Origin of the sequence: Methylomagnum ishizawai, from assembly GCF_900155475.1 — a bacterium.
Classification (GTDB): domain Bacteria; phylum Pseudomonadota; class Gammaproteobacteria; order Methylococcales; family Methylococcaceae; genus Methylomagnum; species Methylomagnum ishizawai_A.
Window position 1 is genome coordinate 1,982,019 of record NZ_FXAM01000001.1, and the last position, 11,660, is coordinate 1,993,678.

An 11,660-nucleotide genomic window follows, 5' to 3' on the forward strand; every position below is an offset into this window, starting at 1 on the left:
TAAAGGCGAATAGGCGCGGAAGGTGGGTTATAACGCGCCGCGCTCGATTTCTTGTAGATAAATGAATTCCGGGGCTTTGACGCCCGCTTTTTTCCTGATTTCCACCAATTCCGGGGACTCGAAAAAGCGGCGGGCATGCTCCAATGAGGACCATTCCGAAAAATGGACGATGTTATTGGCTGCGGCGTCGTAGCGGAGCAGTTGATAGGCGATTTCACCGGCATTTTTCCGCATCCCGGCGGCTTGGTCGAAAATGGTTTTCCATGCGGGATAGGATTCGACTTCATGGATGATTAAGACATAGTGCATCGGGATACCTTGGGATGGCTTTGGGTGGGGTTTGATCCAGGTTGGAAAATGGCTTATTACCGGATATCCAGCTTATGGGTTTCCGGCACATGCCCCGCTTCCTTATAAGCCTTATACCGCGCCCGTCCGGCCCGTTTCACCGCCTCGTCCTCGTCGATGAATTCCGCCACCCGCTCGAACCGGGCGTAATCCTCGGGCACCTGGGTTCCCAGGTTCACCAGAACATCATTCATGGCGAGCGGCGCGGGGCCGTGACCCAGCATCACCGGGGCTTCGGTCGGCGCGGAAGGCGGCCCCGCCACTTCGTGCGGGACGAAACTGCCTTGGCGGAAGGTCCACAGCAGATTATCGAGGGACTGGGTTTCCTCGGGCGAGGCCGTGCGCAGGTAGACGCGATGGCCCTGCCGGTAGGCTTTTTCGATCAGCTTGCAAGCGGTGAGGCGGCGCTGATAAGCATCAGCGCCCGGTAGCAGATAAAAGTCGATGCGGGGCATGGGGCGGGATTATTCGGCGGCGGCGGATTCCGCCGCCCGGTCGATGAGATATTGGGTCAGCAAGGGCACCGGGCGACCGGTCGCGCCTTTGTCCGCGCCGTTCTTCCAGGCCGTGCCGGCGATATCGACATGCGCCCAAGGGTATTCCTTGGCGAAGCGCGACAGGAAACAGGCGGCGGTGATGCTGCCGCCATCCGGCCCGCCGATATTGGCGAGGTCGGCGAAATTGGATTTGAGCTGTTCTTGGTAATCGTCCAGCAGCGGCATCCGCCACACCCGGTCGAAACTGGCTTCCCCGGCTTGCAGCACCGCCCCGGCCAAAGCTTCGTCATTGCTCCACAGCCCGGACACCACCTTGCCCAAGGCCACCACGCAAGCGCCGGTCAGGGTGGCCACGTCGATGACGGCGGCGGGTTCGTAGCGCTGGGCATAGGCCAGCACGTCGCACAGCAGCAAACGGCCTTCGGCGTCGGTGTTGAGGATTTCGATGGTCAGTCCGGCCATGCTCTTGACGATATCGCCGGGCTTGTTGGCTTTGCCGTCGGGCAGGTTCTCGGAGGCGGGGACGAGGCCCACCACGTTCAGCGGCAAGCCCATTTCGACCACGGCGGCCAGGGTGCCGATCACGCCCGCGCCGCCGCACATGTCGTATTTCATCTCATCCATGGCGGCGGAGGGCTTGATGGAGATGCCGCCCGCGTCGAAGGTCAGCCCCTTGCCGACCAGCACGTAGGGCTTTTCATCCTTGTCCGCCGCGCCGTGGTATTCCATGACGATCAGCTTGGCCGGTTCGTGGCTGCCCTTCGACACCGACAGGAACGCGCCCATGCCTAGTTCGTCCAGGTCGGATTCGTCGAGGATTTTCACCTTGAGCTTCTTTTGTTTCTTGCCGACCTTTTCGGCTTGCTCGGCCAGATAGGTCGGGGTGCAGACATTGCCGGGCAGATTGGCGAGTTCCTTGGCGAGGTTCATGCCGTTGGCGATGGCCTGGCCTTGGGCGATGGCGGCTTTGGCGGCGTCGGCCCCGGTCTGGAACACCAGCTTGGCGAGGCGGGCCTTATGGTTCTCGGTTTCGCTTTTCATCTGGGTGAAGCGGTAGAGCGAGGCTTCGAGGATTTCCACGAACTGGCGGATTTGCCAAGCGGCATCGCGGCCTTCGACCTCGGCCTCGTGCAGGAAACTGGCCGCTTGCTTGACATTGGCGTCCTTGAGCGCCTTGGCGGCGGCGGCGAGGGCTTTGCGGTAGGTGCCGGGTTTGAGTTCTTCCTTCTTGCCGAGGCCGACCAGGATCACCCGTTCGATCCCGCCTTCGGGCAGATGGGGCAGGGCCAGGATATCGCCGGGCTTGCCTTCGATATCGTCGCGCTTGAGCAGTTTTTGCAGGAGTCCGTCCAACTGCTCGTCCAGGGCCAGGGCGGACGGGGTGAGCTTGCGTTTTTGGTAGAAGCCCAATACGGCGCAGGGCGTGGAAAGGGAGTCCAGGGGTTCGGATTTGGCGTGGTAGTCCATGATTGCGGTTCGCTTGCGTTCGGGAGCGCCGCCGGTCGGGCGGCGGGGTCCGGTGGGAGGGCGCTTTCCCGGCTTGGGAAAGGGATTGTCACCAAGGATAACAAGCGAGGGGGCCGGGCGTCCAAGGGGGCGGCGGGGACGCGGGCCGGGATTGGCGGAGGGATCGGGCGGACCGGAGGGATCGGGGCGGGTTTCCAGGCCGGGGCTTGGAAACCCGCTTCGGCTTATTTCGCCACTTTATAAGGCCGCATCATCTCGTTGTCCTCGTGGTTGATGATGTGGCAATGCCAGACATATTCCCCGTCGCTGGGATCGAACGGGTATAGGTTGCGTCCGGCGTAGGATTGATGCTTGAGGACCGGGGTATCGGTCGGGGTCCAGCGCACCAAGACCCGCAGCACTTGGTGGCCGTAGGCGGTCGCCGTGTCCTTCCAGCCGGTTTCCCCGGCGGTGGGCGCGGTCGGCGTGCCCAGCAGGAACGGCCCGACCGCCGGATTGCCACCCACCGCCCCGTCGGCGTTGGGCGTGTTGTAGGACAGCGGCGGGCCGTAGCCCGGACAGGCTTTGCCCGGCGTGCAAGTGGTGGGCAAGGGAGCCGGTCCCTTGCCGAACGCGCTTTCCCAGGCCGCGAGATAGCCCTTCACGTCGAATTCCTGGCGGTTGAGGACTTGGAATTGCGCCAGATGGGTGTGGACCGGGTGGTACTGCGTCGCCGTGCCCGGAGAATAGGCGTTGATGATTTCCCACAATTCGACCGAGCCGACCCTGGGGGTTTCGCTGATGCCGTCCTGGGGGAATTCCGCCGCGATGCTGGGCGAGCGCCGCCCGTCCCATTTGGTGTTGTTGACCAATTCGTCCAGGGTTTGGGGGAAGTCGAAGTTCTCGTTGAGGACCATTTGCCGGACCTTATCGATCTTTACCTTGGCCAGGATATGGCCCTTGCCATCGGTCAGCCGCGCCGCCAGGGCCGGCCAGATGCAACCGCCTTCGGCGGCGGACAGGCCGGGATCGCAACTGGGATCGCCGCCTTGCGGGGTCTTCTTGACCTGGAAGCGCATGATCTCGGGCAGTTGGAACATCTCGCCCGCTTCGTCGTTGCCGAGGATCACATTGCCGCCCGCCAGCTTGGAGAAATCGACGATCAGATCGGCCCGCTCGCCCGGCGTCAGATGGACTTTCCGTACCCTAACGGGCCTGCCCAGATAGCCTTCGTCCGAGCCGATCTGGTAGACGATGGCCTTGCCGAAATTCAAGTCGTAGCCGCGGTGGTTGGAGCCGTTCAGTACCCGCAAACGGTAGCGGCGCGGTTCCACCTCGAAATAAGGCCAGGGCGCGCCGTTCACCGTCGCCACATCGCCTTCGTACATCACCGACCAGAACGGATGCGCTTTCACCGGGGCGTCCACCGGGAAATACAATTGGCTTTGGGTATCGAACTGGCGGTCCTGGAGCGCCAATTCGACTTCATAGGCGCCTTGCGGCAATTGTTTGGGTTCCCGCTCGGGGTCGCGGACGAAATAAAACCCGGCCAAGCCCGCCGCCACGTTCAAGCGGGTGGTGCCCAAGGTGTGGTCGTGGAACCAGAGGGTGCCGGGTTCCTGGGTGTTGGGATATTCATAGATGGCCTTGCCCGCGCCGGGATTGCCCAGGGTGACATAGCCCGACCCGGTCCGGCCATCGGGCGTGAACCAGGAATCCGGGCCGCCGTCGAACCGCGCCGGGAGGACGCCGCCGTGTAGATGCACGGTGGCGGGCACCGGCCCGGTATAGGGTTGGCAGCAGGGGCTGGCGGCGTTGGCCGGGGTCGAGCAATCGCGGGTTTCCATGCCGCACATCTGCTGCAAGGGGTCGGCCCAATGCAAGGTCTGGTCCACCAGGAACAGCCCTTGCACCAACCCGGCCCCGCGCGGGTTGGCGGGGTTGAAGCTGGGCAGGGCGTTGACGTATTTGATCCGGGTGGCGAGCCGGGCCTGGGTGTCCAGGGTCACGGCGGGCCAATTGGCCGGGCCTAGCACCTTGCGGGTTTGGGCGTCGGCGGTTTCGTAGGCCCAGACGCGGGTGGTGCCGAATTTGACACCCTTGCCGCAGGTGTCGCCCTGGTCTTTGGGCAGGACTTGCTGGTCGATTTCTTTCATCGTCACCATCAGCGCGGGATGCTGGACGGCATCCACCCGCGGGATGGAGCCGGCCGGTCCGAACACCGGCAAGGCTGTCGCGTATTTGGGGATGCAAGCGCCGTCCAGCGGGGTTTGCGGGACCAAGACGCTGGCCTGGGTGGGGGCCGTGATTCCCCAGACCAGGAGCAATAAGCCGGCCTTGTTTGAAGTTCGTTGTGGAGGGCGGTCTATCGTGTTTGGCATAGCGGTATCCTGAATGATAGGCATGATGGCCGATGGGGCGGATGGTGAGGGGAATATCCAACGCCAGGATGGGCAACCAAACTCATCCTAGGAAGAGGGTCTATACGAATAAATACGCGAAACCACGCAATTATGCGGCGGGGGTCGGTTTTTTGAGGGAGGCTGCAATGAACGGGCGAGATGCAAGCGGCGGCGTTTGGCGGGAAATCCATGGCAAAGGCGGGCCGGGCCATACGATTGTCGGCGATGTGCGGGCCTGCTATGGGCTGTACAGCCCGCAACTCGGGGATCGCCGGGATATTTTCGTCTACCTGCCGCCTGGCTATGCGGGCGGTGGCGGACCCTATCCGGTGATCTACATGCAGGATGGGCAGAACCTATTCGACCAGGCCATCGCCTACGCCGGGGAATGGCGGGTGGACGAGACCTTGGAAAGCCTGGCCGCCGAGGGCGTGGCAGCCATCGTGGTGGGGGTCGCCAACGGTGGGGCGCGGCGCTTGGAGGAATACAACGCCTATGCCGGGCAGGGCGGGGCGTATCTGGATTTCCTGGTGGATACGGTCAAGCCTTTGATCGACCAAAGTTTCCGCACCCGCCCGGAGCGCGGGGCCACCGGGATACTGGGGTCCTCGATGGGCGGTTTGATCGCGCTCCATGCCTTTTTCAGCCGTCCCAGGGTGTTCGGGCTGGCCGGGGCGCTGAGCCATTGGATGTGGATCGCGGGCCGGATCGATCCGGCCCAAGTCTGCGGCTTCGTCGCGGGTTCTGAATATGCGCCGGGCAGGCTCTATCTCGATATCGGCGACCGGGAATGCGTCGATGCCACGCTGACCGGGCTGGCGCTCGCGCCGGAGCAACTGGTCGTGGAGACCCGTCGGCTCCGGGATGCGCTGCTCGCCAAGGGCTATGCGGAGGGCCGCGATTTCAAATACCTGGAAATCGCGGGCGGAGGCCACGGGGAAGGCGATTGGGCGGCGCGGCTCGCCGCCGTGTTCCGCTTCCTGTTGGGCGCGGGCTAGCTGGCGGCGGGGTCAGGGCGCGAGATCGAAGGTTTTTCCGGGTGCCAGTTCGACGATGCCGCCGCCCTGGCGCAGGAATACCGGCAACGCGGACGGGTTGTAGACGCGGTGGCCGTCGGCGGAAAACCGCACCGCCCGTATCGCCGCCAGATATTCGGCCACCTCCGCCGCTCCCGCGTACCAAATATCGGTGCGATGGCCCATCATGGCGCAGAACTCCTCGATATAGCCCCAGTGGTTGTTCGGCTGGTGGTCGTTGATTTCCCAGCTATGGCCCCAGACGAAGAACAGGCTCGGCTCCTCCGGGGCGAGGGCGAGGAAGTGCCGGGACAATTCCAGCGCTTGGGTTTGGTGGGCGCTGGGCCGCCATAACAAGGGATTGCCGGGCAGCCGGAAATCGTGGGTGTCGCCGACCAAACGGCCATAGATCAAGCCCCATTCCGGTAGCAGCCGTTCCAGGGCGGGATGGGAAACCCCGAACGGATAGGCCAAACCGCGTACCGGATAGCCGACCCACCGCTCCAGCGCCCGGATATCCCCGAGGATTTCGCTTTCCAGCCGCTCTTCCGCCAGCGAATCCAGGAAGGGATGGGTGGTGGAATGGCCCGAGACCTCGTGGCCCGCGTAGACGGTGGCGATATCCGCCGCATGGACCTTGCCCGGACCTTCGGTCAAGCCGGAATTGATATGGAAGGTGCCCTTGAGGCCATGGGCGTCGAAGCGTTCGATCAAGTGGCGGTCTTGCTCGCTGCCGTCGTCGAAGCTCAGGACCAAGGCTTTCAGCTTGCCGCCGGGGAAGGCGAAATGCCGCAAGCGGTCGGGGTCGGTTTCCCACAGTTCCCCTTCCACGCACCAGCCTTCCGCCAGCCGCCACCGCAGGTCCACGGTCTGGGAGCCCGCGCCGTCGTTGAACACGAGATTGGCGGTTTCCTGGCCCGCGAGTTCGAGGCGGTACCAGTCGCCGTGTTCCGGGTCCATCTTCGCGCCCGGCCAGGCCGGGGATTCGGCCCAGGGCGTCGCGTTCCAGTGGTACAGATAAGCGTCGGGCCAGTGCCGGGGTTTTTTGAAATGGATAATCATGCCGGGAGGTTCGCGGATGGGGATGGGGGACGGGATTCACTGCGAGGTGACATTGAACACCGGGCTGTCGGCGTCGATCACCCAGCCGCCATCGTCGCCGATATGGCCGTTCCAGGCAACGCTTTCGTAGGTGCCGGGGTCGAGGATGAACAGCAGGGCGGCGGGGGGCCGGTGGGCGTGGCGCAGGATCGCCCGCATCCCCCGGTCTTCGGGGTGGCCGCGCTTGATGGTGTTGGAAGGCGTGCTGAGTGTGAACGGCATATTGGGATCGGACCCCAGGCTCGCCACATGCTTGGCGATATCGGTGACGAAGCTGGCGCAATCGAAGTCGTGTTCGTTGCGGACCCGGTAGCGCTGTTCCTGCCAGCGCCTATGGATTTCGTCGGCGGCCTGGTGGCTGATGGGCCAGTTCAACAGCCAGAAGGCGTACAGGCTGGGTTTGCCGCGCACATGGTCGATGCGGAAATAATCGGCGGCCTGGCCGTTTTTCAGCACCCGCCCCGGCGTGGCGTGGTAGAGGTAGGTATGGGATTCCTCGCCGGGGAATTTGCCATGGCGGTGGATGCCGAAATAGGAATGGCCCGCGCCGGGTCCGTAGGCGACTTGGCCGACCACCGCCAAGGGCAGATGCCGCCCGGCGTGGTGTAAACAGGGCCGCAGGTGCGCCGAATCGCGCCGGACCGCCATGATTTCGGGCTGGCCCTGGTTCCAATTGTGGAACTGGGGGGCCAGGCGCTGCTTGATGTGGGTGCCGAGTCTGGGGAAGTGCTGTGCGGGGAAGAACGGCTTGAGGGTTTGCCGTGCGGAATCGGGGTCGGGAATGGCATGGTGCATGGCGCTTGGACTCGTGGGGTGATGGGAAAGGAATAAGGCATTGATAATTATCACATAAACGGTTCGATGCGATGCCCATGTTTGTTGTTGGTGTCAAGAAAATACAGAGTTAAAAGAGAGTGCGGATAACGATGGAGCAAGCCGGGGCTTTTTTGCACAAGGATGGGATAAGCCATGCATGCCACCACCCAGGGGAAGGGGGCGGCACTGTCTCCCATGGGGTTGGAGAGGAGGGGAGGGGAGGGCCGGGCCGGGCCGATGCCGGGAATCCGCCTTGAAGTCGATGGGACGCGCCGCCATTTAGAGGTCAGCGTGGCGGATTGGCGTTTTGAGGCAAGCACCCGCGGGATTTTTCCAGGGAACCGCGGCACCTCCGCTGAATCCCCACCTTGACACAGATTCCCGCCCCGCTATGATTGGCACTCACATTGAGCGAGTGCTAACAACGGCAGTCGGCCCGGATAGCAATCCAACCCACCTAACCAAAGGAGAATCCCGATGAACATTCGTCCCTTGAACGACCGCGTGATCGTGAAGCGCTTGGAAGAAGAACGCACCTCGCCGGGCGGCATCGTGATCCCCGATAGTGCCACCGAAAAACCCTCCCGCGGCGAAATCCTCGCCGTCGGCACCGGCAAGACGCTGGACAACGGCCAGGTCCGCGCCCTGGCGGTCAAGGCGGGCGACAAGGTGCTGTTCGGCAAGTACGCCGGCACCGAAGTCAAGATCGACGGCCAGGAAATCCTGGTGATGCGCGAGGAAGACATCATCGCGGTGTTGGAAGACTAAGCCCACCGGCCCGCTTTTTGACGCATTCAGCAACAATCGACAATAGGTTTATAAAGATATGGCAGCGAAAGACGTAAGATTCGGCGACGACGCCCGTGTCCGCATGGTGCGCGGTGTGAACATCCTGGCCCAGGCCGTGAAAGTGACCCTCGGCCCCAAAGGCCGCAACGTGGTGCTGGAAAAGAGCTTCGGCGCCCCCACCGTCACCAAGGACGGCGTGTCCGTCGCCAAGGAGATCGAACTGTCCGATAAGTTCGAGAACATGGGTGCCCAGATGGTGAAGGAAGTCGCCTCCCAGACTTCCGACGTGGCCGGCGACGGCACCACCACCGCCACCGTGCTGGCCCAGTCCATCCTGGTCGAGGGCTTGAAGGCCGTCGCCGCCGGCATGAACCCGATGGACCTCAAGCGCGGCATCGACAAAGCCACCGCCGCTGCGGTCGAAGCCATCCACGCCATGGCCGTGCCCTGCGCCGATAGCAACGCCATCGCCCAGGTCGGCTGCATCTCCGCCAACTCCGACGACAGCATCGGCCAGATCATCGCCGACGCCATGGACAAGGTGGGCAAGGAAGGCGTCATCACCGTGGAAGACGGCTCGGGCCTTGAAAACACCCTGGATGTGGTCGAGGGCATGCAGTTCGACCGCGGCTATCTGTCGCCCTATTTCATCAACAACCAGCAGAGCATGAATGTCGAGCTGGAAAATCCGTTGATCCTGATTTCCGAGAAGAAAATCTCCAACATCCGCGACATGCTGCCGGTGCTGGAAGGCGTGGCGAAATCGGGCCGTCCCCTGCTCATCATCGCCGAGGACGTGGAAGGCGAAGCGCTGGCGACCCTGGTGGTCAACAACATGCGCGGCATCCTCAAGGTCGCCGCCGTCAAGGCGCCGGGCTTCGGCGACCGCCGCAAGGCCATGTTGGAAGACATCGCCGTCCTGACTGGCGGCACCGTGATTTCCGAGGATATCGGCCTGTCGCTGGAAAAGGCCAGCCTGAACGACCTGGGCACCGCCAAGCGCGTCCAGATCAGCAAGGATGAAACTACCCTCATCGACGGTGCCGGTGCCGCCGACAAAATCCAGGGCCGTATCGCCCAAATCCGCAAGCAGGTGGACGACACCTCTTCCGACTACGACCGCGAGAAGCTGCAAGAGCGCTTGGCCAAGCTGGCCGGCGGCGTGGCGGTGATCAAGGTCGGCGCGGCCACCGAAGTCGAAATGAAGGAAAAGAAGGCCCGCGTGGAGGACGCGCTGCACGCGACCCGCGCCGCCGTGGAAGAAGGCATCGTGCCGGGTGGCGGCGTCGCCTTGGTCCGCGCCCTGCAAAGCCTGAAGGACCTCAAGGGCGTGAACCACGACCAGGATGTTGGCATCGCCATCCTGCGCCGCGCCATGGAAGAGCCGCTGCGCCAGATCGTCGCCAACGCGGGCGACGAGGCTTCCGTGGTGTTGAACAAGGTCGCGGAAGGCACCGGCAACTTCGGCTACAACGCCGCCACCGGCACCTATGGCGACATGGTGGAAATGGGCATCCTCGACCCGGCCAAGGTGACCCGTACCGCCTTGCAGAACGCGGCTTCCGTGTCCGGTCTTATGATCACCACCGAGGCCATGGTGGCCGAGGAACCGAAGGAAGAAGGCGCGGGCCATGGCCCGGACATGGGCGGAATGGGTGGCATGGGCGGCATGATGTAAGCCCGGCCCCGTAGCCAATCCCCGATCAAGAAAGCCCCGGTCGCGAGACCGGGGTTTTTTTGTGGGCGGTTCTGAATGACGAATGATTTTTTGGGGTACGTATATATCCCGTCCGGTTACGCTTTGCTAACCGGGCCTACGCGGGCTAAGGGTGTAATTTTGCTTTTTTCTCATTTGCAAAAAGCATAATAATAAGCCAGAACCAAATAACCAAGTTGTTGCTGGTTCAGGGACGCTGGGGGTCAGCGAAAAATTAAGATTGTCCGCGTAACCATCATTGCTCGACCCTGAAAATCTTATGGATTGAAGATTAAACCGGATTGAGGCCGTAAGGCTTGGTAGGATGCCTGTTGCGGTTTGAAAGTTTGGGCTGTTTCCAGCTATAGGAGTGCTGCTCCATAAGCTGGGCTGATGTGTTGCAGAGTCAAGGGCTGTCGATCCAAGCAGGCTTCCGCTTGCGCCAATTCCAGAATAAAAGGAAACTGTGAAAATCGAATGATCGGTTTGGCTTCGGTAGCCAAATAAATCGGCGGACATATTGAAATTCAAACCAACACTTGACAAGGTGCTTGTATCTGAAGCGGTCAAGTTATATATCTGAAAAATACTATTCGAGGCTACATTGCCTCCCCAATAATATTTCCCGGTATTAATGTTTGGAAAGTCATACTCACCTGATCCACCTGGTTGAGCGGTATAAGTCCCGCTCCAGCCAGAGGTGTTATTATCAAAGGTGCCATTTGTAATTAAATTCGCCATGCTAATGCTGGGTAGCAGGGATAGTGCAATTAATGTGAGACTAAGTTTTTTCATTATAATTTCTCTGTTTGATGGTTTAAGTGGCTTGAGATGGATGCGGAATAGGTGGGGTGCCTATATGAATGTAGCTAAGTTGCGATTACGCTAGTGATAAACTCCACTTTATTCGTCGATGAAAGAATTTCTGCCTTATTTATAGTCAATCAATTAAAAGAAATATCGGGTATCTGTGCTAGGCGTTTTTTAGAAGATAGGGGAAATCGTGGATTCCACCCAAATCCGCCAAGCTCAAAGGCGAAATTGTCAGGTTCGGCAACCTGTTTGTTAGCATCGTCGCTTTAATCGACAAGCACTGTGGCATGGTGGAGGAACAGTGGCCTACCAGTATAAAGCTTCGGAGCGGGCAGCGCATCAAGCTTAAATTAAGCGCTGCCTGTTCGGACGGTTTTGACCAGGGTTTTCGCTTGCCGCTACCATTATGTCCAGTCCATCAAGTAAGTCTTAGGGCGTGTTCATAAACTTCCTAGAGGCTGGATGCTTTAGTGGACCCCTGGTCAAGACAAAGCCGAACCGAAATTAAGAGGGTGCCGGATCACCCGCAGCGGAACGGCGCTGCCCCGATGTGGCGGGATTCGGTGTCCCGCCGTTGAAATGATCCACGATCCTGGCCTCGCCGCCGATGCCGGTCCGGTAGACCCGGCCGGGGGTGAGGTAGCCCAGCGACTGGTGCTTGCGGAAAACCGTCCGCGGTCCTTGTAGGTAATCGTCCAAGCTGACGCGCACCGCGCCCTTCTTTAGAATCGGGCGG

Annotated in this window: 11 protein-coding genes; 3 read left to right on the forward strand and 8 right to left on the reverse strand. The window is 61.4% G+C overall.

The window, feature by feature from the left end:
- Window positions 1-27: 27 nt before the first annotated feature.
- From B9N93_RS08870 to B9N93_RS08885, 4 genes are all read right to left on the reverse strand, one after another.
- Window positions 28-309 (reverse strand): antibiotic biosynthesis monooxygenase, encoded by a 282-nt coding sequence (locus B9N93_RS08870; protein ID WP_085212826.1) that lies wholly within the window; start codon window positions 307-309, stop codon window positions 28-30.
- A 56-nt stretch (window positions 310-365) separates the two neighbouring features.
- Window positions 366-803 (reverse strand): DNA polymerase III subunit chi, encoded by a 438-nt coding sequence (locus tag B9N93_RS08875; RefSeq protein ID WP_085212828.1) that lies wholly within the window; start codon window positions 801-803, stop codon window positions 366-368.
- Between the two features lie 9 nt (window positions 804-812).
- A complete protein-coding gene (locus B9N93_RS08880) occupies window positions 813-2,312 on the reverse strand; it encodes a leucyl aminopeptidase (protein ID WP_085212829.1) in 1,500 nt (499 codons plus the stop codon).
- 224 nt (window positions 2,313-2,536) lie between these two features.
- A complete protein-coding gene (locus tag B9N93_RS08885; protein WP_176225199.1) occupies window positions 2,537-4,672 on the reverse strand; it encodes a multicopper oxidase domain-containing protein in 2,136 nt (711 codons plus the stop codon).
- A gap of 167 nt (window positions 4,673-4,839) precedes the next feature.
- Between B9N93_RS08885 and B9N93_RS08890 the strand changes: the two genes are divergently transcribed.
- Window positions 4,840-5,691 carry an alpha/beta hydrolase gene (locus B9N93_RS08890; protein ID WP_085212833.1) on the forward strand — a complete coding sequence of 284 codons (852 nt, stop codon included), beginning with the start codon at window positions 4,840-4,842 and terminating at the stop codon, window positions 5,689-5,691.
- 12 nt (window positions 5,692-5,703) lie between these two features.
- Here the strand turns inward: B9N93_RS08890 and B9N93_RS08895 are convergent, their stop codons facing one another.
- Entirely contained in the window at window positions 5,704-6,771 is a 1,068-nt protein-coding gene (locus B9N93_RS08895) for a starch-binding protein (protein WP_085212834.1), read from the reverse strand.
- A 36-nt stretch (window positions 6,772-6,807) separates the two neighbouring features.
- Entirely contained in the window at window positions 6,808-7,605 is a 798-nt protein-coding gene (locus B9N93_RS08900) for a hypothetical protein (protein ID WP_085212836.1), read from the reverse strand.
- A gap of 498 nt (window positions 7,606-8,103) precedes the next feature.
- On the opposite strand from B9N93_RS08900, the gene groES reads away from it, so the two are divergent.
- Both groES and groL read left to right on the forward strand, forming a co-directional pair.
- The gene (gene groES, locus B9N93_RS08910) at window positions 8,104-8,394 is read left to right on the forward strand and encodes a co-chaperone GroES (protein ID WP_085212839.1); all 291 of its coding nucleotides are present in this window, start codon (window positions 8,104-8,106) and stop codon (window positions 8,392-8,394) included.
- 58 nt (window positions 8,395-8,452) lie between these two features.
- Complete coding sequence (gene groL, locus B9N93_RS08915) at window positions 8,453-10,093, forward strand: chaperonin GroEL (protein ID WP_085212841.1); 1,641 nt, start codon at window positions 8,453-8,455, stop codon at window positions 10,091-10,093.
- Between the two features lie 126 nt (window positions 10,094-10,219).
- Here the strand turns inward: groL and B9N93_RS24580 are convergent, their stop codons facing one another.
- Window positions 10,220-10,906, reverse strand: coding sequence for a PEP-CTERM sorting domain-containing protein (locus tag B9N93_RS24580; RefSeq protein WP_125468902.1), 687 nt, complete (start codon window positions 10,904-10,906; stop codon window positions 10,220-10,222).
- A gap of 522 nt (window positions 10,907-11,428) precedes the next feature.
- A complete protein-coding gene (locus B9N93_RS24585; protein WP_125468903.1) occupies window positions 11,429-11,635 on the reverse strand; it encodes a hypothetical protein in 207 nt (68 codons plus the stop codon).
- Window positions 11,636-11,660: the final 25 nt, after the last annotated feature.

Coding starts and splice junctions, on each gene's coding strand:
- B9N93_RS08870 (WP_085212826.1), bottom strand. CDS start 309: ATGCACTATGTCTTAATCATCCATGAAGTCGAATCCTATCCCGCATGG.
- B9N93_RS08875 (WP_085212828.1), bottom strand. CDS start 803: ATGCCCCGCATCGACTTTTATCTGCTACCGGGCGCTGATGCTTATCAG.
- B9N93_RS08880 (WP_085212829.1), bottom strand. CDS start 2,312: ATGGACTACCACGCCAAATCCGAACCCCTGGACTCCCTTTCCACGCCC.
- B9N93_RS08885 (WP_176225199.1), bottom strand. CDS start 4,672: ATGCCAAACACGATAGACCGCCCTCCACAACGAACTTCAAACAAGGCC.
- B9N93_RS08890 (WP_085212833.1), top strand. CDS start 4,840: ATGAACGGGCGAGATGCAAGCGGCGGCGTTTGGCGGGAAATCCATGGC.
- B9N93_RS08895 (WP_085212834.1), bottom strand. CDS start 6,771: ATGATTATCCATTTCAAAAAACCCCGGCACTGGCCCGACGCTTATCTG.
- B9N93_RS08900 (WP_085212836.1), bottom strand. CDS start 7,605: ATGCACCATGCCATTCCCGACCCCGATTCCGCACGGCAAACCCTCAAG.
- groES (WP_085212839.1), top strand. CDS start 8,104: ATGAACATTCGTCCCTTGAACGACCGCGTGATCGTGAAGCGCTTGGAA.
- groL (WP_085212841.1), top strand. CDS start 8,453: ATGGCAGCGAAAGACGTAAGATTCGGCGACGACGCCCGTGTCCGCATG.
- B9N93_RS24580 (WP_125468902.1), bottom strand. CDS start 10,906: ATGAAAAAACTTAGTCTCACATTAATTGCACTATCCCTGCTACCCAGC.